20 protein-coding genes are annotated in these 19,819 nt (G+C 70.7%); 9 read left to right on the top strand and 11 right to left on the bottom strand.

The genetic code is table 11. From position 1 onward, the window contains the following. Positions 1 to 22: 22 nt before the first annotated feature. The 3 genes from acnA to ABLE88_RS21205 all read left to right on the top strand — a co-directional run bounded on the left by acnA (position 23) and on the right by ABLE88_RS21205 (position 4,619). Complete coding sequence (acnA, locus tag ABLE88_RS21215; RefSeq protein WP_348833779.1) at positions 23 to 2,719, top strand: aconitate hydratase AcnA; 2,697 nt, start codon at positions 23 to 25, stop codon at positions 2,717 to 2,719. A 356-nt stretch (positions 2,720 to 3,075) separates the two neighbouring features. Continuing rightward, entirely contained in the window at positions 3,076 to 3,840 is a 765-nt protein-coding gene (locus ABLE88_RS21210) for a DUF1223 domain-containing protein (RefSeq protein WP_348833778.1), read from the top strand. Between the two features lie 419 nt (positions 3,841 to 4,259). Next, entirely contained in the window at positions 4,260 to 4,619 is a 360-nt protein-coding gene (locus tag ABLE88_RS21205) for a DUF2794 domain-containing protein (protein WP_348833777.1), read from the top strand. Positions 4,620 to 4,970: 351 nt separating this feature from the next. Here ABLE88_RS21205 and irrA read toward each other — a convergent pair whose 3' ends face one another. Then, on the bottom strand, positions 4,971 to 5,504 hold the full coding sequence (gene irrA, locus ABLE88_RS21200; protein ID WP_348833776.1) for an iron response transcriptional regulator IrrA: 534 nt from the start codon (positions 5,502 to 5,504) through the stop codon (positions 4,971 to 4,973). Between the two features lie 305 nt (positions 5,505 to 5,809). Here irrA and ABLE88_RS21195 point away from each other — a divergent pair, with 305 nt between their 5' ends. Continuing rightward, positions 5,810 to 6,391, top strand: coding sequence for a disulfide bond formation protein B (locus ABLE88_RS21195; RefSeq protein ID WP_348833775.1), 582 nt, complete (start codon positions 5,810 to 5,812; stop codon positions 6,389 to 6,391). A gap of 45 nt (positions 6,392 to 6,436) precedes the next feature. Here ABLE88_RS21195 and ABLE88_RS21190 read toward each other — a convergent pair whose 3' ends face one another. The 3 genes from ABLE88_RS21190 to ABLE88_RS21180 all read right to left on the bottom strand — a co-directional run bounded on the left by ABLE88_RS21190 (position 6,437) and on the right by ABLE88_RS21180 (position 8,436). Continuing rightward, a complete protein-coding gene (locus ABLE88_RS21190; protein WP_348833774.1) occupies positions 6,437 to 6,994 on the bottom strand; it encodes an HNH endonuclease in 558 nt (185 codons plus the stop codon). A 78-nt stretch (positions 6,995 to 7,072) separates the two neighbouring features. After that, positions 7,073 to 7,750 (bottom strand): alpha/beta hydrolase, encoded by a 678-nt coding sequence (locus ABLE88_RS21185; RefSeq protein ID WP_348833773.1) that lies wholly within the window; start codon positions 7,748 to 7,750, stop codon positions 7,073 to 7,075. Positions 7,751 to 7,785: 35 nt separating this feature from the next. Continuing rightward, positions 7,786 to 8,436, bottom strand: coding sequence for a DNA-3-methyladenine glycosylase family protein (locus ABLE88_RS21180; RefSeq protein ID WP_348833772.1), 651 nt, complete (start codon positions 8,434 to 8,436; stop codon positions 7,786 to 7,788). 118 nt (positions 8,437 to 8,554) lie between these two features. Here ABLE88_RS21180 and gluQRS point away from each other — a divergent pair, with 118 nt between their 5' ends. After that, a complete protein-coding gene (gluQRS, locus tag ABLE88_RS21175) occupies positions 8,555 to 9,478 on the top strand; it encodes a tRNA glutamyl-Q(34) synthetase GluQRS (protein WP_348833771.1) in 924 nt (307 codons plus the stop codon). On the opposite strand, the gene ABLE88_RS21170 is transcribed toward gluQRS, so the two are convergent. The 3 genes from ABLE88_RS21170 to ABLE88_RS21160 all read right to left on the bottom strand — a co-directional run bounded on the left by ABLE88_RS21170 (position 9,457) and on the right by ABLE88_RS21160 (position 11,935). Beyond that, complete coding sequence (locus tag ABLE88_RS21170; RefSeq protein ID WP_348833770.1) at positions 9,457 to 10,395, bottom strand: AEC family transporter; 939 nt, start codon at positions 10,393 to 10,395, stop codon at positions 9,457 to 9,459. The two genes, gluQRS and ABLE88_RS21170, sit on opposite strands and share 22 nt — an antisense overlap. 7 nt (positions 10,396 to 10,402) lie before the next feature. Further along, complete coding sequence (locus ABLE88_RS21165) at positions 10,403 to 10,588, bottom strand: hypothetical protein (protein WP_348833769.1); 186 nt, start codon at positions 10,586 to 10,588, stop codon at positions 10,403 to 10,405. A 426-nt stretch (positions 10,589 to 11,014) separates the two neighbouring features. Then, entirely contained in the window at positions 11,015 to 11,935 is a 921-nt protein-coding gene (locus ABLE88_RS21160; protein WP_348833768.1) for a transporter substrate-binding domain-containing protein, read from the bottom strand. Between the two features lie 218 nt (positions 11,936 to 12,153). Here ABLE88_RS21160 and ABLE88_RS21155 point away from each other — a divergent pair, with 218 nt between their 5' ends. Beyond that, positions 12,154 to 13,977 carry a glycosyltransferase gene (locus ABLE88_RS21155; protein WP_348833767.1) on the top strand — a complete coding sequence of 608 codons (1,824 nt, stop codon included), beginning with the start codon at positions 12,154 to 12,156 and terminating at the stop codon, positions 13,975 to 13,977. On the opposite strand, the gene ABLE88_RS21150 is transcribed toward ABLE88_RS21155, so the two are convergent. Next, positions 13,922 to 14,575, bottom strand: a complete 654-nt coding sequence (locus ABLE88_RS21150) for an SCO family protein (RefSeq protein WP_348833766.1) — start codon at positions 14,573 to 14,575, stop codon at positions 13,922 to 13,924. The genes ABLE88_RS21155 and ABLE88_RS21150 overlap by 56 nt on opposite strands. Positions 14,576 to 14,601: 26 nt before the next feature. Further along, positions 14,602 to 14,829: a hypothetical protein gene (locus tag ABLE88_RS21145; RefSeq protein ID WP_348833764.1), complete on the bottom strand. Its 228-nt coding sequence runs from the start codon at positions 14,827 to 14,829 to the stop codon at positions 14,602 to 14,604. A 199-nt stretch (positions 14,830 to 15,028) separates the two neighbouring features. On the opposite strand from ABLE88_RS21145, the gene ABLE88_RS21140 reads away from it, so the two are divergent. The 3 genes from ABLE88_RS21140 (at position 15,029) to ABLE88_RS21130 (ending at position 18,217) form a co-directional block, all read left to right on the top strand. Next, entirely contained in the window at positions 15,029 to 16,702 is a 1,674-nt protein-coding gene (locus tag ABLE88_RS21140; protein ID WP_348833763.1) for a lysine--tRNA ligase, read from the top strand. 7 nt (positions 16,703 to 16,709) lie between these two features. Beyond that, complete coding sequence (locus ABLE88_RS21135) at positions 16,710 to 17,405, top strand: sulfotransferase family protein (protein ID WP_348833762.1); 696 nt, start codon at positions 16,710 to 16,712, stop codon at positions 17,403 to 17,405. 173 nt (positions 17,406 to 17,578) lie between these two features. Continuing rightward, complete coding sequence (locus tag ABLE88_RS21130) at positions 17,579 to 18,217, top strand: peroxiredoxin (protein WP_348833761.1); 639 nt, start codon at positions 17,579 to 17,581, stop codon at positions 18,215 to 18,217. 84 nt (positions 18,218 to 18,301) lie between these two features. Here the strand turns inward: ABLE88_RS21130 and ABLE88_RS21125 are convergent, their stop codons facing one another. Both ABLE88_RS21125 and ABLE88_RS21120 read right to left on the bottom strand, forming a co-directional pair. Then, positions 18,302 to 18,733, bottom strand: coding sequence for a CBS domain-containing protein (locus ABLE88_RS21125; RefSeq protein ID WP_348833760.1), 432 nt, complete (start codon positions 18,731 to 18,733; stop codon positions 18,302 to 18,304). 164 nt (positions 18,734 to 18,897) lie between these two features. Next, positions 18,898 to 19,641, bottom strand: a complete 744-nt coding sequence (locus ABLE88_RS21120) for a rhomboid family intramembrane serine protease (RefSeq protein ID WP_348833759.1) — start codon at positions 19,639 to 19,641, stop codon at positions 18,898 to 18,900. Between the last annotated feature and the right edge of the window lie 178 nt (positions 19,642 to 19,819).

Here is a 19,819-nt window from a genome sequence, read left to right as displayed (position 1 = left end):
ATCGAACCGGAGTGAACGCGCCGTGACATCCCTCGACAGCTTCCAGTGCCGCACGACCCTGCAGGTGGACGACAAGGAGTACGTCTACTACGACCTGGAAGCGGCCGAGAAGAACGGGCTTCCCGGCGTCTCCCGCCTGCCCTTCTCCATGAAGGTGCTGCTCGAGAACCTGCTGCGCTTCGAGGACGGCCGCTCGGTCACCAAGAACGACATCCTCTCCATCGCCGACTGGCTGAACAACCGCGGCAAGGCGGAGAAGGAGATCGCCTACCGCCCCGCCCGCGTGCTGATGCAGGACTTCACCGGCGTGCCGGCGGTGGTGGACCTCGCCGCCATGCGCGACGCCATGGTGGCGCTGGGCGGCGACCCGGAGCGCATCAACCCCCTGGTGCCGGTGGACCTCGTCATCGACCATTCGGTGATCGTCAATTTCTTCGGCGACAATTCCGCGTTCAAGAAGAACGTGGATGAGGAATACAAGCAGAACCAGGAGCGCTACCGCTTCCTGAAATGGGGCCAGAACGCGTTCGACAATTTCCGCGTCGTGCCCCCCGGAACCGGCATCTGCCACCAGGTGAACCTCGAATACCTCGCCCAGACGGTCTGGACCCGCAAGGAGGAGATCGACGGCAAGAAGGTGGAGGTGGCCTATCCCGACACGCTGGTGGGCACCGATTCGCACACCACCATGGTGAACGGCCTCGGCGTGCTCGGCTGGGGCGTGGGCGGCATCGAGGCGGAAGCGGCCATGCTCGGCCAGCCCATCTCCATGCTGATCCCCGAGGTGATCGGCTTCAAGCTCGACGGCAAGCTGAAGGAAGGCATCACCGCCACCGACCTCGTGCTCACCGTGACGCAGATGCTGCGCAAGAAGGGCGTGGTGGGCAAGTTCGTGGAATTCTACGGCCCCGGCCTCGAGCACCTCTCCCTCGCCGACCGCGCCACCATCGCCAACATGGCCCCGGAATACGGCGCCACCTGCGGCTTCTTCCCGGTGGACCGCGAGACCATCGACTATCTCGAGGAGACCGGCCGCAAGGACAGCCGCGTCGCCTTGGTGGAGAAATATTCCAAGGCCCAGGGCATGTGGCGCAAGAAGGACACCCCGGACCCGGTGTTCACCGACACGCTGGAGCTCGACCTCGACACCGTGCTGCCCTCCATGGCCGGCCCCAAGCGCCCGCAGGACCGCGTGCTGCTCTCCGAGAGCAAGACCGGCTTCCTCGCCGCGCTCGAAGGCGAGTTCAAGAAGCCCGGCGAGGCGGCAAAGCGCGTGCCCGTCGCCGGCACCGACTACACGCTCGGCCACGGCGACGTGGTGATCGCCGCCATCACCTCCTGCACCAACACCTCCAACCCCTCGGTGCTCATGGCCGCCGGCCTGCTCGCCAAGGCGGCCGCCAAGAAGGGCCTGAAGTCGAAGCCCTGGGTGAAGACCTCGCTCGCGCCCGGCTCGCAGGTGGTGGAAGGCTATCTGAAGGACTCGGGCCTGCAGGAGTATCTCGACGACCTCGGCTTCAACCTGGTGGGCTTCGGCTGCACCACCTGCATCGGCAATTCCGGCCCGCTGCCGGAGCCGATCTCCGAGGCCATCAACAAGAACGACCTGGTCGCCGGCGCCGTGATCTCCGGCAACCGCAATTTCGAGGGCCGCGTCAACCCGGACGTGAAGGCGAACTATCTCGCCTCGCCGCCGCTCGTGGTGGCCTACGCGCTGGCCGGCTCGCTCCAGGTGGACCTGACCACCGAGCCGCTCGGCACCGACAAGGACGGCAAGCCGGTCTACCTCAAGGACATCTGGCCCTCCAACAAGGAGGTGGCCCAGTATATCCGCGAGAACGTCACCAAGAAGATGTTCAAGGAAAAGTATTCCGACGTCTTCAAGGGCGACGAGAACTGGCAGAAGATCGCCGTGCCCACGGGCCAGACCTACGCCTGGCAGGATGCCTCCACCTATGTGCAGAACCCGCCTTACTTCGTCGGCATGACGAAGGACCCGGTGCCGGTGAAGGACATCCTGGACGCGCGCATCCTCGGCCTGTTCCTCGATTCCATCACCACCGACCACATCTCCCCGGCCGGCTCCATCAAGCAGGCGTCGCCTGCGGGCAAGTACCTGGTCGAGCACCAGGTGCGGCCGATCGACTTCAACCAGTACGGCACCCGCCGCGGCAACCACGAGGTGATGATGCGCGGCACGTTCGCCAACATCCGCATCAAGAACCAGATGGTGCCGGGGGTCGAAGGCGGCGTGACCATCCACTATCCGGATGGCGCCCAGCTGCCGATCTACGACGCGGCCATGCAGTACAAGGCCGAGGGCGTGCCGCTGGTGGTGTTCGCCGGCAAGGAATACGGCACCGGCTCGTCCCGCGACTGGGCGGCCAAGGGCACCAAGCTGCTCGGCGTGCGCGCCGTGATCGCCCAGTCCTTCGAGCGCATCCACCGCTCCAACCTGGTGGGCATGGGCATCGTGCCGCTGGTGTTCAAGGAGGGTGAGAGCTGGCAGACGCTGGGCATCACCGGCGACGAGATCGTCACGCTCAAGGGCATCGAGGGCGACCTCAAGCCGCGCCAGACGCTCACCGCCGAGATCGCCTTCGCCGACGGCACCGTCAAGAGCGTCGACCTGATCTGCCGCATCGATACGCTGGACGAGCTCGACTACTTCCGCAACGGCGGCATCCTGCCCTACGTGCTGCGCTCGCTGGCGGCCTGAGACGGGGCGCCGGCGCCGCACGCACGTTGTGTCCCCATCCCGATCCCGCCCCGGTCCGCCGGGGCGGGATCGGGGCGGTGTGCCCCTCGGGCGCATTCCCCTGGCCACGGCGTTCATCACGTTGCGGTGGGGCAGGCGCGCCGCGCCTTGGGGGCGGATCCCCGGCCGGAGGCGGCGCAGGCCCTTGGGGCGCTGCGATCAGCGCGCGGCTCCCGCCGAGAGCTTGAGGCGGATCAAGCCGGCCGGCGCGGCACGGCCGATCTCGGGCCTGAGCTGCACCGGAATGTGACTGGTGCCGCGGGGTGTCCTCCAGTATCTCCGACCCACCCTCACCGCCCCCGAGATCCGACATTGCCATGTTGCGCCGCCCAGCCCTCCTTGCCCTGATCGCCTTCGGCGCTTCCAGCGCGATGGCCCAGGACATCGGGCGGGCGGCAGATCCGGCGAAGGGCACGCAAGGCCAGAAGGTGGTGGTCGAGCTGTTCACCAGCCAGGGTTGCGCCTCCTGCCCGCCCGCCGACGCGCTCCTCGCCGAGCTGGCGAAGGACCCGCAGGTGATCGCTCTGTCCCTGGCGGTGGACTATTGGGACTATATCGGCTGGAAGGACACCCTGGCGCTCCACGGCCATTCCCTGCGCCAGAAGGCCTATGCGGAGCTGCGGCCGGACCGGAAGGTCTACACGCCGCAGGTGGTGGTGGACGGGCAGCTCGCCGCCAAGGGCAGCGACCGGGCGGCGGTGCACCGCGCCTTGCTCGCCGCGCGCAGCCCGTCGGCGCAGCCCAAGGTCCCGCTCGAGGTCACGCGCGTCGCCGGCGCGCTGGAGGTGCGGATCGGCGCCGTGGAGGATCAGGCCGGGGGCACCGTCTGGGCCTGCCCGGTGAGCACCAGCCAGCAGGTGGCCATCGGCCGGGGCGAGAATGGCGGGCGCAGCGCCACCTATTCCAACGTGGTTCGCGGCTGGGTCCGGCTCGGCGCCTGGGATGGCCGCAGCCTGAAGCTCCATGTGCCGCTGGCCGACCTCAGGCGCGACGGCGTCGATGCCGTCGCCGTGCTGGTGCAGGCGGGCTCCGCCGACGCTCCCGGGCGCATCCTCGGCGCCGCCATGGTGCCGCTGGACTGAGCGCGCCGCTCCCGGCCCATCACCCCGAACGCGCCCACGTGCGGCCGCCCTTGCCCGATGCGGCGGCCGCGGCAAAAAAAGAGGCCGCCTTTCGGCGGCCTTCGGGGGTCTTGATAGGATCTGATGCGCAGCAGTGGCCGGCTCGCGCACGCCCCGGGGGCTGGGGGGCTGGGATAGGTCGGAGCGCCTCGCGAACCGGCCCTGCTACGGGACCGAAGATCGCCGACCGCCTGGGCACGCGATTGTTCGAATTCCGGCGAGACTGTGATTCCATTGACGTTGCCGTGATCCTGCCCGCGGCTCGATGCTTCCACCAGCCGGCTACGGAATGCCCTTGAAAGCAGGCGGCGGCGCGGCGATCATGGACCGCAAGGCGCGGCGGCTTCCATCGCTTGGTCCGCGCCGGGAAAGGAGGCCCGATGGGAGACGTGGAGCCCATAAGCTTTTCCCGCCGCGCAGTGCATGCCTCCGCGGCGCCCGCTCCGGCGCGCGTCACCTTCGACCGCCGGGAACTGGACCGCATCCTCGACCTCTACGGCCGCATGGTGGCGCTCGGTGAATGGCGCGACTACGCCATCGACTTCACCCGCGACAAGGCGGTGTTCTCCATCTTCCGCCGGGCGCTCGACGTGCCCCTCTATCGCATCGAGAAGGACCCCCGGCTTGCCCGCCGGCAGGGCGCTTATGCGGTGGTGTCCCAGACCGGGCTGATCCTCAAGCGCGGCCATGAGCTGCCGCGCATCCTGAGCGTGCTGGAAAAGCCGCTGCGGACCATCTGAAGGCTTAGGGGGTCCGGATCGGTCCGGATCGGTCGCCGGCGACCCCCCTTGCGATGGGAAAGGCGACGCGGCGCCGATGCGCTCGCAGCCAAGCCGCGCGGGCCGCGCCGATGCCCGTCGCGCGGCCGGGCCGGCTTGCGGCGTCGGCGGGCCCGTGAGGGGTATGGCGCCGCGGCGATGGTGGGACATGCTGACCGGCCCCGTCCGGGGCCGCCGGGGCGATCCGCCTGCGGACGCGCGCCGCGCGGCGGCTTGTTTCAGGCGGCTTCCTGCGCCTCAGGACTTGGCGACGCCTCAGGACTTGGCGACGCCTCAGGACTTGGGCGACGCCTCAGGACTTGGGAAACGGCCTCAGGCCTTGGGCGACTTGCGGCGCAGGCGCACCACCACGTCGACGCGCGCCACCTCGTAGCCCTCGGGCGTCTCCGGCAGCCGGTCCACCGCCACCTGGTGGGCGGGGATGTCGAGCAACTCGTTGTGGCTCTCGAGATAGAAATGATGGTGGTCGGAGGCGTTGGTGTCGAAATAGGTCTTGGAGCCGTCCACCGCCACCTCGCGCAGGAGGCTCGCCTCGGTGAACTGGTGCAGGGTGTTGTAGACGGTCGCCAGCGAGACCGGGAAGCGGGCCTTGATGGCCTCCTCATGCAGGATTTCCGCCGTCACGTGCCGGTCGCCCTTGGCGAACAGCAGCCAGCCGAGCGCCAGACGCTGGCGCGTGGGGCGCAGGCCGACCTCGCGCAGCATCTCGCGCACGTCATGGAAGGGACAGCCGGTGCGCCGCGCGGTGGTGATGTCGCGCAATTGCGCCACCGGCAGTGCGTTATCCTCGGCAGCCTCGGTCCCCGAGGCGATCGGGGAGCCGAAGGCGGTTCGGAATCTGGGCATCTCGCTCATTTCGGTCTGCAATCTAAGTAGCTAACACCAAAATATGCCGCCGGAGGGGAAACGCAATGCGAATGCCTCCGAAGACCAGTTTCGACTTATACCGGATCGCAGACTGCAATTCCATACCGGCACGCTTCTACGATAATAAGTCTAAAGTGCATTTGGCGACCGGACGGCGGCGGCGTCGATGCCGCTGAGGAAGGTCGCCCTGCCCGCCCGCCGACGCCGGCGCGCTGCCGCCGCCCCGGGGCGCCGCGGGCGCGCGGGATCACGCCACAGTGACCGCATCGCGGCCCCCTCGGCCCATGGACGCGGCGCAGCCCACGCGCTATGGCGGCGCGATGGGGGAGGGGGCGGCGGGCCGCCCCGAAATGGCGGAGGCGCACGTGCCCATGGGTTCCAGCAACACCGCGCAGGCCGCGCTCCTGGTGGCCGCAGGCTCCGCCTTGGCGCTCGCGGCGGCGTGGTACTTCCAGCTCGTGGTGGGCCTTGCCCCCTGCCCGCTCTGCCTCGACCAGCGCATTCCTTATTATGTCGGCGCGCCGCTGGCGTTGGTCGCCTTCGGCGCGGCGCAGTCCGGCCGGATGGGCACGGCGCGGGCGCTGATGGGGGTGCTGTTCCTGCTGATGCTCGCCAATGTCGGCCTCGCCAGCTTCCATGCCGGCGTCGAATGGCGCCTCTGGCCCGGCCCGACCTCCTGCACCGGCGCGCCCGCCGCGACCACCGGCAGCATCCTGGACGCCATCAAGGGCGCCCGCGTGCCGCGCTGCGACGAGGCCGCCTGGCGCCTGTTCGGCCTGTCCATGGCGGGATGGAACGCGCTGATCGCGGCGGGGCTGGCCGCCTGCGCGCTGTTCGGCGCGACATCAAGCCGCAACCGCGGCTGAGCCGGCGGGCCGCCGGAGCATGCGCTTCGGGATCGGGCCCGGCGCTCAGGGATCGAGCTCGGTGTCCCAATAGAGATAGTCGAGCCAGCTCTGGTGCAGGTAATTGGGCGGGAATTGCCGGCCGTTCTGGTGCAGATCCTGGACCGAAGGCTGGAACGGCATCTGCGCCGGCCACATCCCCACATCGCCCGGCATGTGGCCGCCCTTGCGCAGATTGCAGGGGGAGCAGGCGGCGACCACGTTTTCCCAGGTGGTCTGCCCGCCGCGGGAGCGCGGGATGAGATGGTCGAAGGTGAGGTCCTCGCGGGAGCCGCAATATTGGCAGGAGAAGCGGTCGCGCAGGAAGACGTTGAAGCGGGTGAAGGCGGGGTGCCGCGTGGGCTTTACGAAGGTTCTGAGCGAGACCACGCTCGGCAAGCGGATCTCGAACCCCGGACTTCGCACCGCCTTGTCGTAGTATTCGACGATGTTCACCCGGTCGAGGAAGACCGCCTTGATGGCATCCTGCCAACACCAGACGGACAGCGGGTAATAGCTCAAGGGACGGTAATCCGCATTGAGCACGAGCGCTGGCCAAGCCCCTGGTGACAAAGCCGTGGTCAAGGACCGATCTCCTCGCCTCGCGGCACCGAATCACCGTTCCCGATCCTCGGTGCGCGGCGATACTCTATATGGACGGTGTCATTCTTGTGAAGCGCGGCGCGCCGCCCCCGTCAGGGCCGCGGCGAGGAACGCGCCGCTTTGGAAAAGCCCCGCCTCGTCAATACCGTGGCCAAGCTCGGGGCACAGGTGCCACTGCACGGGCGCGCCCGCTTTGGCGAGCGCCTGCGCGCTCGCGAACATGGCCGCGACCGGGATCAGCTCGTCCTGGGCCCCGTGGACGAGGAGGATCGGCGGCGGCCGGTCGATCACCTCCGGCGGGCTCTGGAGCTGCGCCCACAGGCCGGAGCAGCCCACCACCGCCGCCGGACGCGCGCCGCCGGGCACGGTCGCGGCGTGCAGCGCCATCATCGCGCCCTGGCTGAAGCCGAGGAGCGCGAGGCGGGTGGCGGGCAAACCGAGCGTGGTCAGCTCCCGGTCCAGGAAGGCGCGCAATATGGGCCAGGCGGCCTCGGTGCCGCGTGCCAGCTCGTGCGGATCGCGGAAGGTCAGCGGAAACCACTGCCGCCCCACCGGCGCCTCGGCGCACGGCTCCGGCGCATGGGGCGCGATGAACTGGGCGCCGGGCAGGAGATCGGCGATCGCGGCGCCGATGTCGATCAGATCGCGCCCGTCGGCGCCGTAGCCGTGCAGCAGCACCACCAGCGCGTCGGCCGTGCCGGAGCGCGGCGCGAGGCGGGGACCGTCGAGCATGACCATGTGAAAAGCACCTTCAGGGCATCGGGGCCGGAGACTCAGGCGGGCGCGCCGAGACGCGCCCGGCGGGCGCCATAATAGGCCCACAGCAGGTGCGCCGCCACGCCGCGCAGCGGCCGCCAGTCCTCGGCGATGGCGGCGAGCCCGAGGTCGGAGCACCGACCCGGCAGGCCGAACGCCTCGCCCGCCGCCACCTTCAGCGCCAGGTCGCCCACCGGGAAGGCATCGGCCCGCCCGAGGCAGAACAGAAGGTAGATGTCGGCGGTCCAGACCCCGACGCCCGGCAGCCGCGTGAGATAGGCGGCGGCGGCGTCCGCCGGCAGGGTGTCGACGTGGGCAAGGTCCACCGCGCCCGCCGCCAGCGCCCCGGCGATGCCCGTCAGGGTGCGGATCTTCGGCGCCGAGAGGCCGGCCGCGCGCAGCGCCTCCTCGGGCGCGGCGAGGAGCCGCTCCGGGGCGATGGCGCCGCCGAGCTCCGCCTCGAGCCGGGCGGTGATGGCGCGCGCCGCCGCCACCGAGAGCTGCTGCGCCACGACGATGGCGGCAAGCCCGGCAAAGCCCGGCGGGCGCCGCCGCAGCGTCGGGCGGCCGGCCGCCGCCACCAGCGCCGGGAGGCGCTCGTCGCGCGCGATGAGCGCATCGAGCGCCCGCTCGAAGGCCGGCTGGTCGGTGAGGATCGGCTCCCGCATCTCGTCTCCCCGCGCGCGGCCCGTGAGGTGGGGCGAGGGCCGTGCTATGGCTCGCGCCTCAAGTCGTGCCATGAGTCGCCCCATGAGTCGCCTCATGAGTCGCGTGAGGAGTCGCGCCATGACCGTCGCGCCGCCCCGAGAGCCCGGCCGCTTCGTCTGCCGCTTCGCGCCGAGCCCCAACGGGCGGCTGCATCTGGGCCACGTCTTCTCCGCCTTCGTCAATCACGATGCCGCGCGGCGCAATGCCGGCACCTTCCTGGTGCGCATGGAGGACATCGACGCCGCCCGCTGTCGACCCGAATTCGCGCGCGCCATCCTCGACGACCTCGCCTTCATCGGCACCCCGCCCGACGCGCCGCCGCGCTGGCAGTCGGCGCACATGGCGGACTATGCCGAGGCGATCGCCCGGCTGGAGGCCCAAGGTCTCCTTTATCCCGCCTTCGAGAGCCGGAGCGAGATCGCCCAGGCCGTCGCCGACCGCACCGCGGCCGGGGCGGCGCCGGCGCGCGATCCGGATGGCACGCCGCTGTTCCCGTTCGCCCGCCACAGCCTCAGCGATGCCGAGCGCGCGCGCCGCCGCGCCTCCGGAGCGCCGTTCGTGCTGCGGCTCGACATGGCGGCGGCGCTGGCGGCGGCGCTGGCGGGCGGCCCGCTCGCCTGGCGCGAGGCCCAAGGCGCGCCGGAAGGCCCGCTTGCCATGGTGCCGGCCGTGCCCGCGGCCTGGGGCGACGTGATCCTCGCCCGGCGCGACGTGCCGACCAGCTACCATCTGAGCGTGGTGGTGGACGATGCCGCCCAGGCCGTCACCCATGTGATCCGGGGGCAGGACCTGTTCCAGGCCACGGCGGTGCACGTGCTGCTGCAGCGCCTGCTCGGCATGCCGCAGCCGGTCTATCATCACCACCGCCTGGTCCGCGATGCGGCCGGCGCGAAGCTCTCCAAGAGCGCCGGCGCCGCCAGCCTCAAGGCGCTGCGCGCGGCCGGCGTGACGCCGGCGGAGCTGCGGCGCCAGCTCGGGCTTCAGCCCACCCCCACCACGTAGAGCCAGAAGGCGATGGTGAAGACCGCAAGGCCGGTGGAGAGCGACACCGCGCTCGAGGCGGTCCCCACCGCCACGCCGTAGCGCTGGGCCAGCAAATAGCCGTTGATGCCGCACGGCATGGCCGCGAACAGCACGGCGACGCCGGCCCAGACCGGCGGCATGGGGAACACGAAGGTGAGCAGCAGCACCACCAGCGGGTGGACCACGAGCTTCAGCACGCTGAGCACCGAGGCCGGGGCGATGCCGCCGCGGATGCCGTAGCGCTTCAGCGACAGGCCGAGGGCGATCAGGGCGCAGGGCGTCGCCGCCGCCGCCAGCATGTCCACCAGCTGCTTCGGCACGCCGCCCGCCTGGATGCCGGTCAGGCGGGCGATGCCGCCCAGATAGATGCCGAGCAGCACCGGGTTGAAGGCCAGCGCCTTGGCGAGCCGCATCAGCATGGCGCGGGAGAGGCCCGCCTGGCCCTCGGCCATCACGGTGGCGGCCACCATCATCACCGGCAAATGCACGGCGATGAGCAGGAACAGCGGCACCGCGCCCTCTTCGCCATAGGCCTTCAGGATCAGCGGCACGCCCACGAACACGGTGTTGGCCTGGCCGGCGGTGAAGCCGAGGATCACCGCCTCCAGATGGCCGCGCCCGAGGACCCGGCGCGCATACGCCATGGCGAGGCCGAACACCAGGAAGGCGCCGGTGAAATAGGAGATCCAGTAGCCCCAGGGCTGGGCCTGCGGTAGCTGCGATTCGCTCAGCGTCTTGAAGATCAGCACCGGCACCGCGAGGCTGAACACGAACTCGGCCAGCCCGTCGGAGGCGCGGTCCGAGACCAGGCCCGCTTTGGCCGACAGGAACCCCACCCCCACCATGCCGAATACCGGCAGGACGATGACGGCGATGTCGGCGAGGGTGGCGAGCATCTGCCCCTCAGGCCGCCTGGGAGGCCGGCGCCCGGACCGGCACCAGCTCGGCCGCGCGCACCCCCACCGTCACCTGAAGGCGCATGCGCAGCCGCTCGGCGACCGGCGCCTCGGCCGGGAAGTCGAGGACCGCCGTCAGCCCCCGCCCGTCGGCCGAGCAGGCGACCGCGCTCGGCATCACGGCGTGGATCACGAACGGCTCCAGCAGACGCAGGAGGAGGTTGGGATCGGCCTCCGCCTCCACCCTGAGGCGGTGGCGGGGACACGGCGCGGCGGCGGGCGCCGTCGGCGGCCCGGCTAAAGGCGGCGCGGGAAGGGACGGCGCAGGGCAAGGCTGCGCGGAAACGGAGGAGGACATGGCAGGGGCCGGTTCCGGACGGGACGGCGGACGCCTCATGGAAGGTCTGGCCCGCGAGGGGCCGTCGGCGCGCGCACGTCGAAGCAGAAGGTGTGCGATTCAGATGACCCGGCCGAGCGTGTCGACCGGGCGGGAAATTCGCCGCCGCGCCGGACGGCATCCCGGCTGTCCTTGTCCGAACTGGCACATGGCCTGATCCTTTAGTCCCGCCCTCCGGCACCGTCAACCTGCGGTGCGGCACGGTTGGAGCGCGGAGCGCGGTCAGTAGAAGGAGACCGGGAACCAGCGCAGATAGAGCGTGGTGTAGATGCCCTTCTCCCAGATGCGCTGGAGGGCGTAGTCCACGGCATGGCGCAGGCCGTCATTGCCGGCGCGCACCGCCACGGCGAAGCCGTCGCCGAAGAAGCGGCTCTCCGTGAACGGCCCGCCGATGAAGCCGCAGCAGCCGCCGGAATCCGTGCCGTTCAGCCAGATGGCGAGGGTGATGCCGTCGCCGAACACGAGGTCCACCTCGCCCTTGCGCAGCGCCTCCTGCGCGCCCTTGAGGTCGGCATAGGTGCGGATCGCCGCCTCGTTGAAGAACGAACGCAGAAAGGCCTCGTGGGCGGTGCGGCCCACCACGCCGACGCGCTTTGCCGCCACCAGTTCGGGCGTCGCGTCCGCCGGGCCGGCGCCGGACCGCCCGACGAAGCGGGCCGGCGTGCCGAGATAACGCTCGGAGAAATCGAGGCTCGCCCGCGTCGATGGGGTGGCGGCGACGCCGGCGATGGCGGCGTCCGCCCGGCCCTGGTCGACCGCGGCGACGAGCTGGTCGAACGGCTCGGCGGCGATGGTGCAGGAGGCGTCGAGCTCGTTGCAGATGGCGCGCGCGAGGTCCACGTTGAAGCCCACGAGCGCCCCGCCCGCGCCGGTGAAGTTGAACGGCGGATAGTCGTCCGAGGTCACGAACCGCAGGGTCTTGGGCAGGCGCGCCGCGTCGGGGCGCTCCATGCGGCGCTCCACGTTCCAGAAGTTGGGAACCTTCACCGGCGCGGCCGCGCCGCCGCCCGCCGCCGGCTGGGCATTTGCGCCGCCGCCCGGCGCCAGCGGGAGCACGGCCAGGAACGCCGCCGCAAGCGCCAGAAACGCCGCCCTCCGCGCCGCCGCGCGCCGGCTGACCCGAATGGGGGATGGATTGTCCATGGCGGCCATACTACCTTCAGATTGCAATGCGCCGGAGGGGGCGACGCATGGTGGGGGAGGCGCGCGGTGCCCGCAAGGGCGCCGGGAAACGTCCAGCCGGCGGAACCCGACGGGCCGCTGCGATCGCACCTGCGTCCCCTGCGCCCGACCCGGCCGAAGCTCCCGGCGATGCCCGCGCCGTTCCTATGCCGCCGGAGCTCGCGCCTTTCAAGGACAGGGTGGCGCCCGCGGTGCTCGCGGCCGCGGCGCGGCGGGCCCGCCGCCTGGGCGTCGGCGCTGACGAGGTCCTGGTCGCCTCCGGCGCGGTGACCGCGCAGGCGGCGGCGCGGCTGATCGCGGCGAGCCTCGGCCTCGCCACGGCAGATCTCGACGCCATGCCCATGCCGCAGGGCCCGCTCGCCAAGGCGGCGCTGCGCACCGGCGTCATCATGGCGCCGCAGCCGGGGGGACGCACCCACTTCACCTGGGCGGTGGCCGGCCGGCAGGTGCGCCGGCTCGCCCGCGCGCTCAAGGCGGACCCGAGCCTGGCCCAGCGGGTGCGACTCGCCGCGCCCGCCGACCTCGCCCGCCGGATCACCCAATCCAGCGGCGACGGCCTGTGCGCGGGCGCCGCCTTCGACCTCGCCCGCGCGGCGCCGGAAGTCTCCGCCGCCACCTTGCGGCCGGCGCGGCTGCTCGCGGCCTGCGGGCTCGCTTGCGGCGTGCCGGCCGCGCTGGCGCTGGCGCTCGCGCCGGACGCTGCGGTGCTCGCCTTCCAGGCGGCCTTCTCGCTGGTGTTCCTGTCCTGGATCACGCTGCGCCTCGCCGGCTGCCTGTATGACAGCCCCGCCGACCCCGAGCCCGACCCCGATGCGCGGGGGCTGCCGCTCTATTCCATCCTGGTGCCGCTCTACCGGGAGGCGGCGAGCGTGCCGCGGCTCATCCGCGCGCTCTCGACGCTCGACTATCCGCCCGAGAAGCTCGACATCAAGCTGGTGGTGGAGGCGGACGACGCCGAGACCCGCGCCGCCATCGCCGCCTGCCGTCCGCCGCCCTGGTTCGCGCAAGTGGCGGTGCCCGCCATCGGGCCGCGCACCAAGCCGAAGGCGCTCAACATGGCGCTGCCGTTCGCGCGCGGGCAGTTCGTCGCGGTCTTCGATGCCGAGGACGCCCCCGAGCCGGACCAGCTGCGGCGCGCGCTCGCCGCGTTCCGCACCGGTGGCGCCGGGATCGCCTGCGTGCAGGCGCGGCTCGCCGCGGACAACGGGGCGGAAAGTTGGATCAGCGGCCACTTCGCCGCCGAATACGCCGCCCAGTTCGACGTGCTGCTGCCCATGCTGAGCGCGCTCGGCCTGCCGGTCCTGCTGGGCGGCACCTCCAACCATTTCCGCCGCGACGTGCTGGAGCGGGTGGGCGCCTGGGACCCCTACAACGTCACCGAGGACGCCGACCTCGGCGTCCGGCTGGCGCGCGCCGGCTGGGGCACGCTCGTGATCGCCTCCGCCACCCACGAGGAGGCGCCGGTGCGCCTGTCCGCCTGGCTCGGCCAGCGCACCCGCTGGCTGAAGGGCTGGGCGCAGACGCTGCTGGTGCACGGCCGCCGACCGGCCGCTCTGGTGCGCGATCTCGGCCTCGCTTCGACGCTCGCGCTGTTCCTGCTCACGGCGGGCCCCTATGCGGCGGCGCTGCTGCACCCGATGTTCGTGGCCGTGCTGATCCGGGACCTGCTCCAGGGGGCGGTGGGCGCGCCCTGCGATACGCCGGCGCAGGTGGCCGCCTCGGCGCTCTCTTATACCACGCTGATCGCCGGCTATGGTGGCGCCGCCTTGTGCAGCGCCGTCGGCCTCGCGCGGCGCGGCCTGCCGGCGCGCGCCTCCACCCTCGCCAGCATCCCGGCCTACTGGCTGCTGCTGTCGGTGGCGGCATGGCGGGCGCTGTGGGAGCTGGTGCGCCGCCCGCACTTCTGGTGCAAGACCGAGCACGGCCTCTCGCGGCGCCGCGCGCGCCTCAGAAGTAGCGCTTCAGCTCCGCCGCCGCCTCTGCCGGAGGCCGCTTGGCATTGAACGGGGCGACGAAGGTGCCCGATTTGTCCATGAGATAGACCACCGCCGTGTGGTCCATGGTGTAGTCGTCGCCGGTCAGCGGCACCTTGCGGGCATAGACCCGGTAGGCCTTCTTGATGGCCTCCACCTGCTCGGGGGTGCCGGACAGGCCCACCAGCTGCGGCGCGAAGCTGCCGAGATAGGACTTCAGCACGTCGGGCGTGTCGCGCTCGGGATCGACGCTGACGAAGAACGCCTGCACCTTGTCCGCCTCCGGACCCAGGGCGCCGAAGATCTCGGACATTTCGAACAGTGCGGTCGGGCACACGTCCGGGCAGTGGGTGAAGCCGAAGAAAATGAGCGTCGGCTTGCCCTTGAGCGCGGCCTCGGTGACGGTGGCGCCGTTCTGGTCGACGAGCGTGAACGGGCCGCCCACCGCGGCCACCCCCTGCCCCGTCGGGGCGGGGCCGGGCAGCAGCAGGCTCACCGCCACCACCAGCACCGCCGCCCCGGCGACGAAGGCGGCGAACAGCGCGAGGATGCGCCGGCGCGCGGAACGGGCTTCGTGTCCGGCCGGAGGCTTGGTCGGCTTGCCGGAGGGCTTCGCGGGAGACGTCATGGGACCTCGTTCGCCGAGCCTCGGGCCTAGAGGCAGGAGCCGATGCCGGCGGTCAGGGTATCGAAGAAGACGGACACGCCATGGCGCATCCACAGCAGGACCGCGGCGGCGAACAAGGCGCCGCCGAACAGCGCCATCGCCCAGATGGCGAGGGGCGTGGCGAGCGGCGCGAAGACGCGGGTGCTCTCGCCGCGCGCGCGGCCACGCGGTGCGTCCGAAGGCGCGACAACGCTGGTATCGAGGGTCTCGGCCATGGCCTTGCCTCTGAATTCCCCTTGCACGCCCCTCAAGCCGAGGAGCAAGGAGAAGATTACCGCGCATCGGGCGCCAGTTCCAAGCGGCGCCGCGTCACGCCCCCGTGACGCGCGCACCGGCCCCGCGCCGGAAGCCGGCTGGACGCGTTGACGCGTCCAGCCGGCATTCCTAAGGTCACCCCGTCTCCCGGAGCCCGAAATGTCCGAAGCCGCGTCTGCGTCCGCCGTTCCCGCCGAACTTGCCAGCGATCTGAAGCGCGTCGCCGAGACCGCCGGCGCCTGGCCGTTCGAGGAGGCGCGCAAGCTCGTGGAGCGGCTGAAGCGCAAGCCCAAGGACGAGGTGCTGTTCGAGACCGGCTACGGCCCTTCGGGCCTGCCGCACATCGGCACCTTCGGCGAGGTGGCGCGCACCACCATGGTGCGCCACGCCTTCCGCGTGCTCACCGAGGACCGGGTGAAGACGCGCCTTCTGTGCTTCTCGGACGACATGGACGGCATGCGCAAGATCCCGGACAACGTGCCGGATCCCGCTGCGCTGAAGCCCTATCTCCAGATGCCGCTGACCAAGGTGCCGAACCCGTTCGGTGGCGACTATCCGAGCTTCGGGGCGCACAACAACGCCATGCTGCGCCGCTTTCTCGACACCTTCGGCTTCGACTACGAATTTGCCAGCGCCACCGACTACTACTGCTCCGGCAAGCTCGACGCCGTGCTGCTCAAGGCGGCGGAGAAGTATGACGCGATCATGGAGGTGATGCTGCCGACCCTCGGCGAGGAGCGCCAGGCGACCTATTCGCCGTTCCTGCCGATCTCACCCGCCTCGGGGCGCGTGCTGTACGTGCCGCTGAAGGAGGTGAACCCCAAGGCCGGCACCATCACCTTCACCGACGAGGACGGGGTCGACAAGACCGTTCCGGTCACGGGCGGTCACGTGAAGCTGCAGTGGAAGCCGGATTTCGGCGCCCGCTGGGCGGCGCTCGACGTCGACTTCGAGATGTTCGGCAAGGACCACCAGACCAATGCGCCGATCTACGACCGGATCTGCCGGATCATGGGCGGCACCGCGCCGGAGCATTTCGTCTATGAGCTGTTCCTGGACGAGAAGGGGCAGAAGATATCGAAGTCCAAGGGCAACGGGCTGACCATCGACGAGTGGCTGACCTATGCGAGCCCGGAGAGCCTCGCGCTCTACATGTTCCAGTCGCCGCGCTCGGCCAAGAAGCTGCATTTCGACGTGATCCCGCGGGCGGTCGACGAGTATTACGCCTTCCTCGCGCGCTACCCGCAGCAGGACTGGAAGCTGCGCCTGGGCAACCCGGTGTGGCACATCCATTCGGGCGCGCCGCCGCAGGTGGAGATGCCGGTGTCCTTCACCATGCTGCTCAACCTCGCCTCGGCCTCCAACACCGAGGACGAGAACGTGCTGTGGGGCTTCCTGCGGCGCCACTTTCCGGGAGTCTCCGCAGCGAGCCATCCCCAGCTCGCCGCGCTGGTGGGCTACGCGGTCAAGTACTTCCACGATTTCGTGAAGCCCAACAAGGTGTTCCGCGCGCCCGACCCGGTCGAGCGCCAGGCGCTGGAGGCCCTCGACGCCGCCCTCGCCGGGCTGCCCGCGGACGCGGGCGCGGACGAAATCCAGAACGCGCTCTACGACGTCGCCCGGCCGATCCCGCGCTACCAGGATTTCAAGGCCAAGGGCGCGAGCGAGGCGCGGCCCGGCGTGTCCATCGAGTGGTTCAACACGCTCTACCAGGTGCTGCTCGGCCTCGATCGCGGCCCGCGCTTCGGCTCGTTCGTCGAGATCTACGGCGTGGCGGAGACGCGGGCGCTGATCGCCAAGGCCCTCGAGGGCACCCTCTCGGGCGCCGCCTGACGCCGCCATGCCACAACTCGACATGATCTCCGTCCACGTGCCGAAGTGCGCCGGCACGTCGTTCTTCCTGGCGCTCGCCGCCGCCTACGGGCGCGGCGCGATCCTGCGGGACTATGGCGACCGCCCGCTCGACCCGGCGGCGCCCATGAACCTCGACCCCGAGGGCTGGCTCGCGGCCTGCGACGCGCGCGGCGCGGACGGGCTCGCCGGCATGCGCGTGGTGCACGGGCACTTCCATCCGCACAAATACCGCACCCTGCCGGCGCGCCTGCGCATCACCTTCCTGCGCGACCCGGTGGAGCGGCTGATCTCCCATTACGCCTTCTGGCGCCACATGCCGGCCTCCGGCCATGCGCTCCATGCCTATGTGCTGGAGCAGAACCTCTCTCTGGACGCGTTCGCCCGGCTGCCGTTCCTGCGGCGCTTCTTCACCGGCGTGTTCTTCCGCGACGTCGACCTCGACGGCTTCGACTTCGTCGGCTTCCAGGACCGCGCGCGGGCCGACGTGGAGCGCCTGTCGAAGCTCGCCGGGGTGCCCCTCGCCCTGCCGAGCAGCAACGCCAATCCCGAGCCCGCCTACCGCCAGATGGTGGACGAGCTGCGTGCGCAGACCGGCCGTCTCGATCGCCTGCGGGACCTGCTGGCCGACGACATCGCCTTCTACGAGAAGGCCCGGGCGCGCGCCGACCGGGCGGCGGCGTGAGCCGGCGGGTTGCACCTCCTGCGCGGCGGCCCCTTTCCCAACCTGGCGGTTGCGCGCGCGGGCGGCCCTGTTGCCTCGCGGCCCGCAGGGCGCGCGGTCCGGATTTGATTTGCGCCGAGTCCATGGTATATTTCCATGTATAACATTTTTTTCAAGTTGAATGGAGAGCGGCCATGACCCTGCGTCTTGGAGATACGGTTCCCGATTTCGTGGCGGAGACCACCGAAGGCGAGGTGAAGTTCCACGACTGGCTCGGCACCAGCTGGGGCATCCTGTTCTCGCACCCCAAGAACTTCACCCCGGTGTGCACCACCGAGCTCGGCCAGGTGGCGCACCTGAAGGCCGAGTTCGACAAGCGCGGCGTGAAGGTGATCGGCCTGTCGGTGGACTCGGCCGAGAACCACCCGGCCTGGGTGGCGGACATCAAGGATGCCACGGGCGCGCAGCTGAACTTCCCGCTCATCGCCGACCACGACAAGAAGGTCTCGGACCTCTACGACCTGATCCATCCGAACGCGAGCGACACCGCCACCGTGCGCTCGGTGTTCGTCATCGGGCCGGACAAGAAGCTGAAGCTCAGCCTCACCTATCCGGCGAGCACCGGCCGCAATTTCCAGGAAATCCTGCGGGTGGTGGATTCGCTCCAGCTCACCGCGCAGCACCAGGTGGCGACGCCGGTGGACTGGAAGCAGGGCGACGACGTGATCATCGTCCCCTCGGTGTCCGACGAGGCCGCCAAGGAGAAGTTCCCGCAGGGCTGGACCACCGTGAAGCCCTATCTGCGCGTGGTGCGCCAGCCCGGCACGAACTGAGCGGCGCCGGCCGGGAGGAGTCTTCCAGCCTCCGGGCTCCGGGCCGGCTTTGCGCCGGCCCGTTCGGGTCTTCGGCCGCCGCGCTCAGGCGGTCATGATGTAGTCGCGCAGGGCCGCGCTCTCGCGCTCCATCTCCTCCACGCGGTGCTTCACCACGTCGCCGATGGAGATGATCCCCACCAGCCGGTCGCCGGCCACCACGGGCACGTGGCGGAACCGGCCGCGCGTCATGCGCTCCATGATGGCGGGGATGATCTCGTCCGGCGTGCAGGTGACCACCGCCCGCGTCATCACCTCGCCCACCGGCGTCGCCAGCACCTCGGTGCCGCGCTCGTTGATGAGCCGGACCACGTCGCGCTCGGAGATGATGCCTTCCACCGCCATGCGCTGATCCACCACCACGATCGCGCCGATCCGGTGCTCCGCGAGGCTCTTCACCGCCGCGCCGAGCGTGGCATCGGGCGTGAGGGTGACGATGTCCTGCCCCTTGCCCTGGAGAATGCTGCTGATGGTCATTGGCGTGGTCTCCTTCCCGCGGCCCCGGCCGGCGCCCGCTGCTGCCGGCGTTCTCGTCCGGACCCGCCTCATTCGAACCGGAATGATCCCTCGCAAAGGCATGCGACGCAAGAGCGCAGGCGACGCTCTGACGAAGGGGAAGACGAAGGGGAAGACGAAAGCGTTCAGGCGAGCTGGCGGCGCGGCACCGGATCGAACAGCGCGAACAGCAGCAGCCCGGCGACGAAGCCGCCGATATGGGCCTGCCAGGCCACTTCCGCATCGTCCACGCCCGGCATGGAGACGCCGAGCCCGAACAGCAGGTTCAGCGCCACCCAGGCGCCGACGAACACCAGCACCCGGCCGTCCTTGAAATTCTCGATCAGCGAGCCGGCCGGCTGGTGGTCGGCGCGACGGCCACGATCGGGCGACAACGCCGCGCCCGGCGCGAACGCGAAGCGCACTGCCGCCGCCATGGCGCCGGACACCGCGGCCGAGGCGCCGACCAGCGGCATCAGCCCGTCCGGATGGGTGACGAGGTGGGCGAGCGCCCCCGCCGCGGCCGTCACCGCGCAGAACACGGCGAAGCGCCAGTTGCCGAAGCGGCGCGCCACCGGCGTGCCGAAGGCGAGCAGCCACACCAGATTGACCACGAGATGCAGCCAGTTGGCGTGCAGCAGCGCGTAGGTGACGAAGGTCCACGCCTGCGGGCCGATGCCGTCCGGCAGGCCGAACGCCTCCGGCAGGGTGTAGCGCACCGGGATGAAGGCGAAATAGGTGAGCACCTCGATGTCGAGGGTCTCGCTCAGCAGCATGGTGCGCACCGCGTGCACGCCGACAAGCAACAACGCCAGCGCCGCGACGATGCCGGGCACGTTCAGGATGGGCTGGCGGCCGGGCACGTCGGCGAGGGGCGATCGATGGAGCACGCCAAGCACATAGGCACACCCCGCGGACGCGGCAAGGGAAAAGGCGCGCGCCTTGCGGCACGGCCCCGGAAGCGCGCGGACAAAAGCCCCGCTGCCATGTTAAGGTTAACGGAAGGTTGACGGGGCAATTGCGGCCGAGATGCGGCATTATGATCTCGTTAACGATTGGCGGACCCCC

The organism is Xanthobacter luteus (assembly GCF_040049235.1).
In the GTDB taxonomy this organism is placed as follows: Bacteria; Pseudomonadota; Alphaproteobacteria; order Rhizobiales; family Xanthobacteraceae; genus Xanthobacter.
Note: the sequence above shows the minus strand (reverse complement) of the source record. Positions and strands in the feature narration are given on the sequence as shown.